Origin of the sequence: Bacillus sp. FSL R5-0422, from assembly GCF_038610765.1 — a bacterium.
Taxonomy (GTDB): Bacteria; Bacillota; Bacilli; order Bacillales; family Bacillaceae; genus Bacillus; species Bacillus pumilus_O.
Genome location: NZ_CP152014.1, coordinates 3547930 through 3561615, shown reverse-complemented (window position 1 = coordinate 3561615; position 13686 = coordinate 3547930). Strand labels below are relative to the sequence as shown.

Genomic DNA, 13686 nt, shown 5'->3' with positions numbered 1-13686 from the left:
GAAACCCGAATGAGCGTGGTATATGCTTGTTCGGGTTTTTCATCGTTTATGTTTTGATAGACTCTGAATACAAAGAAAAAAGAGAGTAATGGCGACAAAATAGTTCATTGGATTGTGAAAGATCTCCATGTTCAAGGATATTTGAAGAAGAATCCAAAGGAAGAATATGACCATAACAACAGGAATGATTTTTTTATACATATTGATTCTCCTTTTGAGAGTGGTTTGTTTTTAGTTAGCATTGTCTCATATTGTTGCAGAGGTTGAAAAGAGATAAAGAAATGAATAGTTTCATTACATGATTTGGTATAATTGATCTATAAAAACGTTAAATGGTAGATAAAGAATAGGAGTTGTTGTAATGAATCACACTCTGCAAATGGGAGCCAATACCGTACTAAACTCTCCAAAGGGGCAGGTATCCATCAGCTATGAAGTGTCATCTGACATTGATATTTCTTTAACGGCATTTCTTTTAACAGATTCGGATCAGGTTGAAGGAGATCATGGCATTATTTTCTACAATCAACCAGAGAGTGCTTCTGGTGCAGCGGCACTTCTACCAGCAGATGTATCAGGTCAGTTGAAAAGGCATCAATTGAATTTTGATATGAGCAGAGTGCCTGCTGGAATCACAAAGATGGCTATTACATTAACAGAAGATCAAGGAACAGGGTTTTCTCAAGTGAAGCATTTGCAAGCAGAAATTCGAACAGGCGATGAGGTGTTTTATCTAACACCAGTAAACTTTACAAATGAAAAGGGCATTGTCGTAGTAGAGCTGTATATGAGAAACGGTGATACGAAAGCACGATCAATCTGGCGTGGTTTCGATTCTGGGCTGGAAGGGCTATGCAAGCTTTATGGTGTGGAGGTTGAGCCAGATGAACAGGAGATGTCTACAACACTAATGGCTCCTGAAAAACAACCAATTGATGATCCTGCTCAAACGAAGGCAACAGCTAAAGAGCAAGTCGCTGCACCTATCAGTTTAAAAAAAGTTCAAGGTAAAATTAGTCTAGACAAAGGTCATAAACCGATCATCATTGAGAAAACGCCTGAGATCACAGCGACAGTATCTTGGGAGTCTGGCACCGATTATGATATTTATGCATTGGTCTACACAAAGTCAGGAAAGCAAGTAGATGTGGCTATGTTTGGTGCGAAAGGAATTCCTGCTCTCAAAAGTTACGGCAACGGAGCTGTTGAGCATATGGGAGATGTCGGTAGAGACTATGAATCAATGAAAACAGAAGTGATTAAACTTCGGTTAAATGATGATATCCTTGCTGTCGTTCCGGTTGTTTATTCTGCTCAATCAAACGGGACAGGTTCTTTTTATAGATATAGAGTATCTATGAGTATCGATAATCATCAAGGAACGTCTGTGACGATTCATTCCAAACATGCCAATGACAATGATCGTATTTATTCTTGTGTGCCAGGTATGCTTCAAAATACAAATGATGGTGTAATCATCCGCCCACTTGAGCTTTACAGCAAACCAAACTCTGAGCGCAGACCGAAATTAAAAATGAAGTCTTCTAATGAAATTGAGGTATTGATGGATAAAGGACCTGTCAATGATTACAAATAAAACGGATGTATGGCTAGCTCCAAAAAGGTGACTTTTATGAATAATAAGCCTAAAAAAATTGAAACTCTAAAAAGAAAAAGCAGAAGAAAGTACTTCATGAATGAAGCTATATGACACTTCCAGAAAACGCATTTTTATTGGATTATGCATAGAACGAACGGAATATTATCATGAGCTAAGTATTTGGGGTGTGTAAGAAATAACAAATTTGGTGCACAGTTTGCATAAACCATAGCTTTTTTATTTAACTTTTGCTTGAATAGTCCCAAAGTTATATTTTTTGGTTCGATTAAACAATTAATTGAGTACAAATATCTAATTTTTTGTTAAAAATTTCTTCTGCCAACCGATATAGATATTATCATCCAAAAATGTTCGTTTTAGGAAATTGAATTTGTGATGAAACACTATATCGTTATGAGGGAAGGAAGTTTAAAATGAAGTTTTTAAAGAAAAGTTGGAAGTATATTGTAGTAGCCATTGTTGCTATGTTTATCGGATCGGCAATGTCTGGTTCCTCACCATCAAAAGCAAGTGAAAAACTAAAGAAAGAAAACGAAACTCTGCAGAAAAAAGTAGATGAGTTAGCTCCATATGCAAAGTTAGCCGAAGCTGATGCAAAAGAAAAAATGGAGAAAATAGAAAAGAAAAAAGAAGAAGAAGCAAAAGCTAAAAAAGAAGAAGAGAAAAAGAAAGAAGAATTAGCAAAGAAAAAAGCTGAGGAACAAGAGAAAAAGGGTTACGATACTGGTATCACTTACGATCAATTGGCTAGAACACCTGAAAAATATAAAGGAAAAAAAGTGAAATTTAAAGGTGAAGTTGTCCAAGTCATGGAAGGTGACGGTACGACAGAAATAAGAGTAGCTGTAGATGAATATTACAATGATATTGTTTATGGCGCTTATCAAGCTGATCTCGTTAAATCGCGAGTCTTAGAAGGAGACGTAATTACTCTTATGGGTACTTCTGAGGGTGTCATTACATATGAATCCACGACAGATGGTAATATTACAATTCCAAGCGTAAATATTGAGAAAATCGAGAATTGAGGTTTTCTATCGAACACTTAAAAAGTTTTTACTTGGATTAAGAGTCAACCGTCAAAGTTGGTAGACGATCAAAAAGGAGTGGACACCTGCCACTCCTTTTTTTGTATCAATTCCTCTCAAATTTAAGCAATTCACTATCATTACCTTTCACATTCATATAAAATAAGATCAGTGAAAAATTGAAGAAATGCTTGATACATGAAGGGCATGTAAGCGGTGAGCTGCATGACATGATGAGATGTATGAACGTGAAGGCTGTAAAGCTGTTCTTCCTCACATATGAGATCTTATAAATGGTCACTTCATTGCGATGGTGTTGAGGGGTGTGTCAGGATGAGGAATCCGTATGTGAGAACGGCTTCTAGTCTATATATTAATTACTTTTTATTAGGTATGGTCAATATCATTTTGGCTTCCAATATGCCATTTTTAATCAAACAGTTAGATACAAATAGTGCAGGAATTAGTTATATGATTTCGGCGCTTGGCATTGGTAGGGTACTCACGTATGGTTTATCGGGTGTTCTATCAGATCGTTTTGGGCGAAAGCCTGTCATTTTGGTTTCGGGTGTGCTGATGGCTGTGTTCCTCATCGGAATTCCGTTGTCTCCAAATTATCAAATCGCGTTTGCATTTGCCATTTTGGCAGGGGTCGCGAATTCGGCAATGGACGCAGGAACGTATCCTGCATTAATGGAGGCTTTTCCGCAAAACTCGGGATCTGCGAATGTGATGGTGAAGGCCTTTATATCCATTGGGGCAACCATTTTGCCACTTGCGATTTTCTTTTTGGCAGAGCATGATTTGTTTTATGGAATGGCATTTTTTGTTCCTGCTCTGATCTATCTTGTGAATGTCTTGATGTTGTGGACCTTGCCATTTCCAAATCATCGCAAGGTGGAACAAGTCCAGGTAACGGAGCAGGATGGACTTCCGCGCTTCTCGACAGAGCCTACATTTTGGAGAGAAGGGATCGCACTCATTGTGATCAGCTTTACGTCAAATGGGCTATATGCGTTGCCACAAATTTGGCTTCCTACGTACGGTGAGGCCATATTGGGAATGACATCGGGCAGTGCTGTGAAACTGCTCAGTTACTATAGCATGGGCGGGCTGCTATCTGTCGTGATGCTTGCATTTCTGTTGCGCCGTTTTGTGCGTCCGGTCACTGTGCTGCTGATCTATCCAATCATTACACTAGTTTCTATTTGTGTACTCTTGGTCGTGAAATCGCCAGTCATCGGAACCGTTAATGCTTTTGTATTGGGATTTTCAACAGCAGGAGTTTTTCAACTAACATTAACTGTGATGGCTGAATTCTTCTGGAAAAACAAAGGGACGATGACAGGAATTATTTCCACAGCGGGCGGCGTGTCGGCTATCGTCATCCCAGTCGTAACAGGCTTAATTCAGAGTCACTCGTCCATTTTACAAATCTTTATGTTCGATGCAGTGGTGGCTGTTGCGGCCATTATCGGCGCATTGTATATTCTGTATCGATACCGCCAAATCATGGTTCATGATTAAAAAAAGACGACCTCCGCTGGAAATCGTCTCAGCGTGAAGACAAACCCTCGCATTCGTTGTCAGGGCTGTGCTCCTGTGCTCACGAATGTCAAATTCGCTCCGCTCCTGTGCTCGCCCTTCCTAGACTGCAAAGATTTTCTATCACGCTGAAAAGAAGACAAAGGGCTAAAATGAAGATCATTTTAGCCCTTTGTCAATAATGTAAGACGACCTCCGCATAGGAAGTCGTCTTTTTTTTGTTTTAGAATCGGTCATTTTCAAAAAGAATTTGTTTTACTTGATCAACTGGCATATCTTCACCAGTAAAGAGTTTGTAAGCAAGTGCACCTTGCCATAGCATCATTCCAAGACCGTTAATGGTTTTGGCGCCAGCTTCCTGTGCTTGCGCAAGAAGTTTTGTTTTTTGCGGGTTGTATACGACATCTGTCACGATCAAATCTTCACGAAGTACATCAAGTGTATCATCGATAATGCTAAGTTGATCTAGTGGTTTCATGCCAAGGCTTGTCCCATTTGCTAGGATTGCACTTTCTGCTACTTCACGGCGGAACGCGTCTTTGTCTTCAAGTGGGAAAATATTAGCTTTGACACCGAAGGATTTCATTTCGTTGTTGATGTAATTTACATTTTCTTCGGCTTGAACAAAGTATTGATCTTGGCGAGCAAAAATACTAATTTCACGAATACCAGATTGTGCAAGCTGAATGGCGATCGGAGTCGCCGCACCGCCAGAGCCAACGAGGGTGACCTTTTTACCGGCTAATTCAACGCCATGTTCAATCAAGTTTCTCACATATCCAAGACCGTCTGTGTTGTAACCGATGAGCTTGCCATCCTTGTTGACAACGGTGTTACTTGCACGTGTGTATTTTGCAGAATCATCTAGTTCGTCTAAGTAATCTAGTACTTTCATTTTGTTCGGCATAGAGACGTTAAATCCAGCTGCACCCATTGCTTTCATACCGTATACGGCAACTTCTAGTTCATCATTCCCTACTTCAAATGCGAGATAAGCATAGTTGATACCTGTTAGTGTATAGCCAAGGTTATGCATACGTGGTGAAAGGCTGTGCCCGATTGGTGTAGCAAGAAGACCGACTAATTTTGTTTTCCCATCAATATTTCGTTCATGTATGTTTGTCATGATTGACATCTCCTTCAATTATTTAAATAATTTTTTCATGCGTCCAAGAACAAAGACCGCTAGCAATACGCTCATAACCGCAATGGTCATATCGAAAAATAACGTCATTTTAATATCGTACGTGCTGACCAATCCACTTGTAATGAGCGGCACGAGGATAAACGCGGAGCTTGCTGCAATGTTGACGTAGGATGAAGCCGTTGCTTTGTTTGTCGGAAATAGTTTCATCATAATACTCATCGCTAGCTGGAAGATTCCCGCTGTAAATAGCCCTAAGAAAAAGGTGCTGACAATGACAATGCTGTATGTTTCGATTTGGAAAAGTGAAAGCATTGCAAGGAACGCCCCAATTGGATAAATGATCGCTACCATAATTGGTGAAATGAATTTATCTAAAACGATCGACAGCAAGAGAACAGATACCAATGCACCGATACTAAAATAAGATAGAAGCTGTGTGGCTTGTTCTGTGCCAAGTCCGATTAATTTTAATCCGAGCTGCGGAAGCCATGTCTGCCATACGACAAACAATGCAGTCGACGTGAATCCCATGAGTACAACAGCTAAGCCTTCGCCAAGCATTTTTGGTTCTTCCTTCAGCTGCTCCTGTACTGGAAGAGCGTCTTGTGAAGAAACTTGCTTATGGTTCGGGAAGGGCATAAAGATTAAGTAAATCCCAACAAGTAAATAAAGAAGCCCTAGTCCAAAGAACGCCCAGCCCCAGAAGATGTCATGTGCCACTAGGAATGCCAAGATAAATGGAAGAACAGTCGCCCCAATAGATACAGACGCTTTCACTAAAACAGACGCAGAACTTGCTTTTTTCGGAAATGACTCAGTCAAAGCAGGATAGGTTCCTGAATCAAGCAGTGAATTTGCAATACCTGCTGAAATCGCAAGGATAAATGCCAGTGTATAACTCGTTGTTGTTGGAATACCGATTAAGAATAATAAGTAAAGAAAATTCCCTGTAATAATGACAGGCTTACGTCCCCAGCTGTCGGCTAACCGGCCTGAGAAAAAGAGTGCAATGAGTTTACCAATTCCGATCGCCGAGACAAGCAAGCTAATTTTCGGAATATCTACATGGTAGCGTCCAGATAAGCTGTCCATGTTGGAAGCTATAATAATATTGATCATGCCAAGCATGAAGTAGTTTAAATACATACCAATTGATGATTTAATATAAGGATTTTTCATGTTCCCACTCCTATATTTGAAACCCCTTTAAGGTCAAATTCTTTGTCTACCCTTTGTTATTTTCTTACATGTACATAAGTCCATCACAACACCCCTTGTGTGATTGATGAGAGTAAATTAATGAATATTCATCTCTTCTTTCATTAAGTACATCGTTCTACCAAATTGTAAAAAATAATAACAGTCTTGGTTAGAAAGTGAAACTTCATGATTTGATCAGAATCATGAATTATCGTTCTCAACTGTTTTTTGATAGAAATAACGATAGAATGAATTTGGTATAACGATATACTAAAAGAAGCAACGAGATAAATATACTCCTGTGTTATAAATGTGTCAAGTTTATGACTTTGTGATTTAAAAAAAGAAAAATGAAACAAAGAAATCGTTGACTTGATCAATAAAAAAAGAGAATTGCTGTACGCAATTCTCTTTTTCATGATGAGGGAGCGGTTTCTCTAATATGAAGTTGAGGCTTTAAGATCAATCTCTGCAGCTCTTCATCCTGTTCGTTCATTTTATGATATAAAAGGTTTGCTGCTTTTACCCCGATGGATCGGGGGAAGGAGGAAACAGTGGTGAGCGGCGGATGGTACATTTCCGCTTCAGGAACATTATCGAATCCAACCACATCGATATCTTCACCAGGCTTAATGTCCCGTGCTGATAGTTCTTGAATGACTCCAAATGCGACTAGATCACTAAAACAAAAAATAGCAGTAGGAGGCTCAGGCTGATCCATCACTTGGGCAAGTGCTTCTTTCCCACCTTCACGAGTAGGTTCTATGTCTATAATAAGAGAATCATCAATCGTCAGATTTTCTTCGTCATGGGCTTTTTTGAAACCTTTCATCCGCTCAATCCAAGTAGATGAGGTCTTGATGCCGCCTAAGAAGGCGATACGCCGATGCCCCTTTTGAAGAAGATGACGAATCGCCATCCAAGCACCTTGTTCATAATCAACGCCGACGTAGTCACATTGCACATCTGATAATTCTCGATTTGCCAGTACTTTTGGGGTGCGAATTTGATTTAATTGTTTGACCGTTCGTGTAGAGCTTTTTGAAGCTGGGTTTAAAATAATTCCACCCACTCGGTGCTCTACCATTGTGGAAATGAGCCGCTCCTGTTTATCGACACTGTCAAAGGTCGTACCAAGTAGAACAGTATAGCCAAGTGATTCAAGCGTGGTTTGCACGCCAATTAAAAACTCAGACATAAAGGTATTAGAAATATCCGTGACAATCACACCCACGATATTTGAGCTTTTTGATCGCATGTTGGCAGCAACGCGGTCGTAAACGTATCCTAAGTCCTCCATGGATTGCAGTACTTTTTTTCGAGTGGCTTCAGAGATTCTAGGATTATTTCGAACAACAAGTGATGCCGTTGAAGTCGAAACACCGGCATGCTTGGCAACTTCCTGTAATGTGACACGCTGTTTGTTCATTTTTTTCATTTGTTATCACCAACTTCCATGGATTTCTTCACTTTGTTCATGATCAAGAGGGATTTCTCCATCAAACGGACCGAACATCTTTTGATTTATTATACATGAATCAAAGGGGATTGATGAAGTGAAGTTATATGGCTGCCACCGTCACTCATAAAAGATTTCCATTGACAGCTTTCTTTTAGAGGCGTAAAATATGAAATTATTCAGAAATAGCAACATTTTAATAAAATAACGAAGGCTATGATTGCTGTGGGTCACACTATAGCAGGAGCAGCTTCTGGAGAGACCGCATGTATGTGCGGCGCCGAAGGGTTCACAATCTCAGGCAAAAGGACAGAAGAGTACGAAATATTGTATTTGTAATGCATGGATGATGCCGTGTATTGCTTTTCTCTATTTTGCTATTCTTTTATGACCGTGAGATTGGAGCGCATCCAATCTCTTTTTTTATGGACTTTTTGAGAGTTCATTATTTCAGTATAAGATCGTGTCGTAGGAGGGCGTTAGCATTGGAACAACAAGAATTAAAACGAGATTTATCAAACCGCCATGTTCAGTTGATTGCAATTGGCGGAACTATTGGAACTGGGCTGTTTTTAGGCTCTGGAAAGGCCATTCAATTGGCAGGTCCATCGATCATTTTTGCTTATTTCATTGTCGGAATGGCGATCTTTTTCGTCATGAGGGCACTTGGTGAACTACTCTTATCGAAGACAGGCTATCAGTCATTAACCGATATTGCAGAAGACTACCTTGGTCCGTGGGCTTCTTTCGTGACAGGGTGGACGTATTGGTTTTGCTGGATTATGACCGCGATGGCGGATGTGATTGCGGTCGGAGTGTATGTGCAGTATTGGTTTGACATTCCGCAATGGATTCCTGCTATCATTTGTTTGTTAATTTTACTAGGGTTTAATTTATTAACGGTGAAGCTTTTCGGAGAAATGGAATTTTGGTTTGCACTCATTAAAGTGATTACGATTCTCTTGCTGATCGGCGTTGGAATTGTTCTTTTAATCATTGGGTTTCAAACAGATGCAGGGCCGGTGACGGTAACGAACCTTTGGTCACACGGCGGACTATTCCCGCATGGTGTTACAGGTTTCTTACTGTCATTCCAAATGGTTATCTTTGCGTATGTGGGAGTGGAGTTGGTCGGTGTGTCCGCAGCAGAAACAGCCAATCCTCAAAAAAACATCCCGTCTGCGATTAATAAAATTCCATTAAGAATTCTATTTTTCTATGTGGGCGCCATTTTTGTCTTATTATGTATCAATCCATGGACTGAGCTTAGTGCATCAGAAAGCCCTTTTGTGAAAACCTTTGGGCTGATTGGAATTCCAGTAGCAGCGGGACTCATTAACTTTGTTGTCTTGACGTCTGCGGCTTCTGCTTGTAATAGCGGTATGTTCTCGACGAGCCGGATTTTGTATAATCTCAGTCATCAAAAACAGGGCCCATCTTCCTTTGGCCGCCTGAACAAGCACGCTGTACCAAGTAATGCACTATTCGTTTCAACAATTGTGGTATCGGTCGGTGCTCTTTTAAGCAAGCTGATTCCGGAACAAGCCTTTGGTATTGTCACAACCATCAGTGCCATTTGTTTCATTTGGGTATGGAGTATTATTTTAATTTGCCATTTAAAATATAAGAAGACAAAGCCTGAACTGCATGCAGCATCTACTTTTAAAGCACCGTTCACACCTTTTGTGAACATTTGTGTTCTTGTCCTTTTTGCTGCCATTTTAGTGATCATGCTGTTTGCGGATGCAACACGTCCGGCGCTCTTGTTAACACCAGTTTGGTTTGGTTTCTTATTATTGATTTATGCAAGAAAGAAACGCCGTGCGTCATAATAGATAGAAAAAAGCACAGCCTTTGCAGTAGGCTGTGCTTTTGTTCATTCAACGATTTCTAATCTTGAACATATAATTGGCATTCAAAAGGATTAAAACAATTCCAATCACGATGATTGAGAAGAGCTGAGAGTGATTGGCTCCAAGGGAATACACAATCAAAATAAACATGGCACCGGTCAATAAGATGTTCATCATTTGATACGTGTGAAACAGTCCGCCAAGCATCACATGCTTTTCACCTTCGTCAGAAATAGCAAGCAGTTTTTTATTATAATCTTTGTCAGTCGGGCTTGGGAGATTGCGATTAGGGTAGACAAGTTTTAGAACGGATAACGCTACATAAGAACTGATAATGGTAATGATAAATAAAGCAACATTGACGAGAATCAGCCAAATAGGAAGTTCGGTAACGATAGCCATACCGATGGCAATAATGGATAAAATGGTACTCACTGTATTGGCTAAAGTCGAATCAGTAAAGGTACGATACTGTTTTGCTTCGAGTTCATCCTCTTCATCTCCAGAGACCGAAAATGATACTCTTTTCTTCATACGTGAAATCCCTGAAAAACAATAAACAATCAATACAATCGTCAAGCCGCTGATGACAAGAGTCGCTTCAAATGCGACATCAAGAAGGGTCATCTCAAATTCAGCTGCCAGCAGACAGTAAGCGCCGAGAAAGCCAAGGAGAGCACCTAATAGCATTTTGTATACAGTTTTCATGATAGTTCATCCTCCTCGAATAGAAAAATACGTTCAATGGGTTCCTGAAAAATTCGTGAAAGCTTAACAGCGAGCAAGAGAGACGGCATTAATTCATCTCGTTCCATTAAGCTGATGGTCTGACGAGAAACCTTTGCACGACTGGCAAGTTCAGTTTGGTTCAAACCATCACGCGCACGAAGCTCTTTTAATCGATTTTTCATTCTGTCACCTCAATTTTGATCTGAATCTTTCTTTGATTGTAAAGCATCTTATTCAATTTGACAAGTAAAGTTGTCAAGTTGATAAAAATAATTGTCAGAAAGATCATCTTTCTTCAAAAGATGAACCATGATACGCTAAAAGAAAGAGAAACAGAAAATAGGTGATGCCCGTGTTCATTGACCAATTAAAAAATGACTTACATCAATCTCAACCTTTATTTATTGGAGAAGAAACAGCATTCAAAGCTGCAGTCCTTGTCCCTTTGGTGCAAGTAAACGGAGAATGGCATATTTTATTTGAGGTGCGATCGCTCATCATGAGAAAACAGCCGGGTGATATTAGCTTCCCTGGTGGTAAGCTCGATGGCAGCGAAACAGCACAGGAAGCTGCATTGCGAGAAACACATGAAGAGCTTGGCATTCCGCCAGAATCGGTGGAGATTCTTGGACAGCTCAGCCCTTACATTGCATCTCCATCCTTTGTGGTTTACCCATATGTCGGGATCATTGATGAACAAAAAGTAAAACACTCCTTCAATCAAGAAGAAGTAGAAGAGACCTTTACCGTGCCTTTATGTTGGTTAAGTCAATATGAGCCGTATTTACATCATGTATCCGTTCAGCCAACACCAGCTGAGGATTTCCCTTATGAAAAAATCATGAATGGTGAGAAGTACCGCTGGGGGAGTCGTTCGATAGAGGAATGGTTTTATGATTATGAAAATTACACCATTTGGGGATTAACAGCCCGCATATTAAAACATTTTGTGACCGTTGCAAAAAGAAATTCCTAGAGATTCGCTCTCTAGGAATTTGTTGTTTTCAGCCGTTCTTTTGCTGTTTGTTTTCCTTTACCAATTGGAATAGGCGCTCTCGCTTGGCTAAGTCCATAAGAAGGCATGTTCACATAGACAGATTCATACGAGCCGGCTTGAATTTGATAGGTTTCATGATAAATACCCACTGCGTCATTGTTCTGAGCCCTCTGATGGAAGTTCTTCCAAGCCGCCAAATGTTTTTCCATCTTCGCATAAGCCAGAAGGTCATCTGTTGATTTCCAATATTGGATCATCGCTGTCGTCCGTAAGCCAAAGTAATTCTCTGTCCCGAGGAAACCAAGCTCTTCTTGATGGGTATACAATTCTTTGATCATACCAGGCATTGCCATGAACACAGGCATCCATTGATGAACCGCCCAGCGTTTGTTGATTCGCATGCCAATAATAAACACAACAATCGAGTCAGAATTCTCCGTTGTAAACCTGCCAGCACGTATGTCTTTTTTCATACATTTACCCTTCCTTCTTCATCAAATGGGATGTTTCCACGCACCAATCAATTCCTGCTTGAGCCACTCTTTTTCCGTAATCTAATGTAAACAGCCAATACTTCGCATCTGCTTCATCGGGATAAAGTTCTTGAATGTTTTGTTCAATCGAAACATAGGTCTCATAACGGATACGAAGCTGTCTTTCATAATCCTGTAGAAGCACCAGTTTTTTCTCAATCGAAAGATATTGACCGAAGAATAACTTTAATAACACTTCATTTCGTTCTGATGGTAAATGATCAAGAGGCTTTGCCAGCCATTGCCTTAACGTCTCCAGCCCTTTTTCAGTCAGATGATATTCCCGCTTGTCAGAGCGACCTGACGAAGAAGCAGGTGAAACCTCAGCAAGCCCTTCCTCGACTATTAACTTTAAAGCTGGATAAATTTGTCCATAACTAATTTTCCAAAAATGATGCAAGCTTCTATCAATTAATTGCTTCACTTCGTACCCTGACTTACAATCTGTCGTTAAAATACCTAAAATCGCATACGTCGTATCATTGTATTTTTTCATATCAGCACACCTATCTAAAAGATATATCATTTAGATATATAATAAACGATGTATAGCTGCAGACACAAGATGTATAAGAGAAAAAAATGCTAGAAAGGAGGTGAAAAGATCACTGATTTGTTAATCCATGAAATGAATCATTCATATTGATTGAACGATGATAGTTTGGAGGGGGATATATGAGTAAATCGAAAATTTGGCTCATGGCTATTCTGGTGGTACTTATGATTGGTGGAGGCGGCTTTATAGCATATCAAGCAATCGCAAAAAAGAGTGGTTTGAATCACCCCTACGCCTTTGCATATAAGACAAATGATCGTGTGAACTGGTTCAAGGTAACAGAGAGAAACGGAAAAGTAACAGGTCATCTGAATGAAACCATTTTAGAGGAAAATCCGAAAAGGCATTATGATCCCAATATATTTATCAACAAATATCAATTAACCGGAAAATCAATTGAAAACGGTTACGAATTTCATGTAAAGCAAGGGGAAGAAATGGTCACATATGAAGTTCACCTTGTCGAAAAGGATCTTTCTGTGAAAAAACAAGGTGAAAAGCAAAGCATCACATACAAAGCAGTTGATCAAAAAAAACTACGTGCTGTTCAACAGGACATTCATGATCGATATGAGAAACTGATGGATGACACGGAAAATAGATTTCATGATTATGTAAGAAACTTCATTAAGAAAGTAACAGGCGCTTATGGTTATCTGTATACGGCGGAGGATGGTTCATACCAACTATTTCTAAAGGTAAAACGAATGTATATGCAGTCTGAATGGGCAGGTTCTTTTCTGATGAGAAAGGTTCCAGGAGATGGTGGTGAACCTTATAAAGAAACGAAACATACAGCCGGTGGAGTTTCAGATGGGATCATGTTTGATTTGAGTACTTATCCTGCAATTGAAAAGGGTTTTATTTTAGGGGAAACTGACCGAGATGCAACATCAATTAAATTTCCTTTTAAAATGGCAGGCGGGACAATAGAATTTAAAGCGGTTACGAAAGAGGAATATCAAGAACAAACGGAAGCATTCAAAAAGAAGGCGAAAGAATGGCAAAAGTAGATCGT

General features: G+C 39.8%; 14 protein-coding genes and 1 riboswitch. Of the genes, 6 read left to right on the top strand and 8 right to left on the bottom strand.

Annotated features, from left to right (window positions below):
• Positions 1–39: 39 nt before the first annotated feature.
• Positions 40–201, bottom strand: coding sequence for a hypothetical protein (locus MKX52_RS18220; protein ID WP_342491202.1), 162 nt, complete (start codon positions 199–201; stop codon positions 40–42).
• A 160-nt stretch (positions 202–361) separates the two neighbouring features.
• On the opposite strand from MKX52_RS18220, the gene MKX52_RS18215 reads away from it, so the two are divergent.
• The 3 genes from MKX52_RS18215 to MKX52_RS18205 all read left to right on the top strand — a co-directional run bounded on the left by MKX52_RS18215 (position 362) and on the right by MKX52_RS18205 (position 4176).
• On the top strand, positions 362–1597 hold the full coding sequence (locus tag MKX52_RS18215; protein ID WP_342491201.1) for a TerD family protein: 1236 nt from the start codon (positions 362–364) through the stop codon (positions 1595–1597).
• Positions 1598–2034: 437 nt separating this feature from the next.
• Positions 2035–2649, top strand: a complete 615-nt coding sequence (locus MKX52_RS18210) for a hypothetical protein (protein ID WP_144503452.1) — start codon at positions 2035–2037, stop codon at positions 2647–2649.
• A 333-nt stretch (positions 2650–2982) separates the two neighbouring features.
• On the top strand, positions 2983–4176 hold the full coding sequence (locus tag MKX52_RS18205; protein ID WP_119125626.1) for an MFS transporter: 1194 nt from the start codon (positions 2983–2985) through the stop codon (positions 4174–4176).
• 241 nt (positions 4177–4417) lie between these two features.
• On the opposite strand, the gene MKX52_RS18200 is transcribed toward MKX52_RS18205, so the two are convergent.
• The 3 genes from MKX52_RS18200 to MKX52_RS18190 all read right to left on the bottom strand — a co-directional run bounded on the left by MKX52_RS18200 (position 4418) and on the right by MKX52_RS18190 (position 7979).
• Positions 4418–5320 (bottom strand): quinate/shikimate dehydrogenase, encoded by a 903-nt coding sequence (locus MKX52_RS18200; protein WP_342491200.1) that lies wholly within the window; start codon positions 5318–5320, stop codon positions 4418–4420.
• 18 nt (positions 5321–5338) lie between these two features.
• Positions 5339–6520, bottom strand: a complete 1182-nt coding sequence (locus tag MKX52_RS18195; protein WP_342491199.1) for an MFS transporter — start codon at positions 6518–6520, stop codon at positions 5339–5341.
• A gap of 436 nt (positions 6521–6956) precedes the next feature.
• A complete protein-coding gene (locus MKX52_RS18190; RefSeq protein WP_012011845.1) occupies positions 6957–7979 on the bottom strand; it encodes a LacI family DNA-binding transcriptional regulator in 1023 nt (340 codons plus the stop codon).
• A 264-nt stretch (positions 7980–8243) separates the two neighbouring features.
• Positions 8244–8323: riboswitch (glycine riboswitch) on the top strand.
• Between the two features lie 162 nt (positions 8324–8485).
• On the opposite strand from MKX52_RS18190, the gene MKX52_RS18185 reads away from it, so the two are divergent.
• Entirely contained in the window at positions 8486–9832 is a 1347-nt protein-coding gene (locus MKX52_RS18185; RefSeq protein WP_012011844.1) for an amino acid permease, read from the top strand.
• Positions 9833–9880: 48 nt separating this feature from the next.
• Here MKX52_RS18185 and MKX52_RS18180 read toward each other — a convergent pair whose 3' ends face one another.
• On the bottom strand, positions 9881–10561 hold the full coding sequence (locus MKX52_RS18180) for a DUF3169 family protein (RefSeq protein WP_342491198.1): 681 nt from the start codon (positions 10559–10561) through the stop codon (positions 9881–9883).
• On the bottom strand, positions 10558–10764 hold the full coding sequence (locus MKX52_RS18175; RefSeq protein WP_088001880.1) for a helix-turn-helix transcriptional regulator: 207 nt from the start codon (positions 10762–10764) through the stop codon (positions 10558–10560). Before MKX52_RS18175 ends, MKX52_RS18180 begins: the two co-directional genes overlap by 4 nt.
• A 170-nt stretch (positions 10765–10934) precedes the next feature.
• On the opposite strand from MKX52_RS18175, the gene MKX52_RS18170 reads away from it, so the two are divergent.
• Entirely contained in the window at positions 10935–11558 is a 624-nt protein-coding gene (locus tag MKX52_RS18170; RefSeq protein ID WP_342491197.1) for a CoA pyrophosphatase, read from the top strand.
• An 11-nt stretch (positions 11559–11569) separates the two neighbouring features.
• Here the strand turns inward: MKX52_RS18170 and MKX52_RS18165 are convergent, their stop codons facing one another.
• On the bottom strand, positions 11570–12052 hold the full coding sequence (locus tag MKX52_RS18165; RefSeq protein WP_012011841.1) for a DUF4188 domain-containing protein: 483 nt from the start codon (positions 12050–12052) through the stop codon (positions 11570–11572).
• Between the two features lie 4 nt (positions 12053–12056).
• Positions 12057–12608 carry a PadR family transcriptional regulator gene (locus MKX52_RS18160; RefSeq protein WP_144459654.1) on the bottom strand — a complete coding sequence of 184 codons (552 nt, stop codon included), beginning with the start codon at positions 12606–12608 and terminating at the stop codon, positions 12057–12059.
• A gap of 179 nt (positions 12609–12787) precedes the next feature.
• Here MKX52_RS18160 and MKX52_RS18155 point away from each other — a divergent pair, with 179 nt between their 5' ends.
• Complete coding sequence (locus tag MKX52_RS18155) at positions 12788–13681, top strand: hypothetical protein (protein ID WP_342491196.1); 894 nt, start codon at positions 12788–12790, stop codon at positions 13679–13681.
• Positions 13682–13686 lie beyond the last annotated feature (5 nt).

Coding starts and splice junctions, on each gene's coding strand:
- MKX52_RS18220 (WP_342491202.1), bottom strand. CDS start 201: ATGTATAAAAAAATCATTCCTGTTGTTATGGTCATATTCTTCCTTTGG.
- MKX52_RS18215 (WP_342491201.1), top strand. CDS start 362: ATGAATCACACTCTGCAAATGGGAGCCAATACCGTACTAAACTCTCCA.
- MKX52_RS18210 (WP_144503452.1), top strand. CDS start 2,035: ATGAAGTTTTTAAAGAAAAGTTGGAAGTATATTGTAGTAGCCATTGTT.
- MKX52_RS18205 (WP_119125626.1), top strand. CDS start 2,983: ATGAGGAATCCGTATGTGAGAACGGCTTCTAGTCTATATATTAATTAC.
- MKX52_RS18200 (WP_342491200.1), bottom strand. CDS start 5,320: ATGACAAACATACATGAACGAAATATTGATGGGAAAACAAAATTAGTC.
- MKX52_RS18195 (WP_342491199.1), bottom strand. CDS start 6,520: ATGAAAAATCCTTATATTAAATCATCAATTGGTATGTATTTAAACTAC.
- MKX52_RS18190 (WP_012011845.1), bottom strand. CDS start 7,979: ATGAAAAAAATGAACAAACAGCGTGTCACATTACAGGAAGTTGCCAAG.
- MKX52_RS18180 (WP_342491198.1), bottom strand. CDS start 10,561: ATGAAAACTGTATACAAAATGCTATTAGGTGCTCTCCTTGGCTTTCTC.
- MKX52_RS18175 (WP_088001880.1), bottom strand. CDS start 10,764: ATGAAAAATCGATTAAAAGAGCTTCGTGCGCGTGATGGTTTGAACCAA.
- MKX52_RS18165 (WP_012011841.1), bottom strand. CDS start 12,052: ATGAAAAAAGACATACGTGCTGGCAGGTTTACAACGGAGAATTCTGAC.
- MKX52_RS18160 (WP_144459654.1), bottom strand. CDS start 12,608: ATGAAAAAATACAATGATACGACGTATGCGATTTTAGGTATTTTAACG.
- MKX52_RS18155 (WP_342491196.1), top strand. CDS start 12,788: ATGAGTAAATCGAAAATTTGGCTCATGGCTATTCTGGTGGTACTTATG.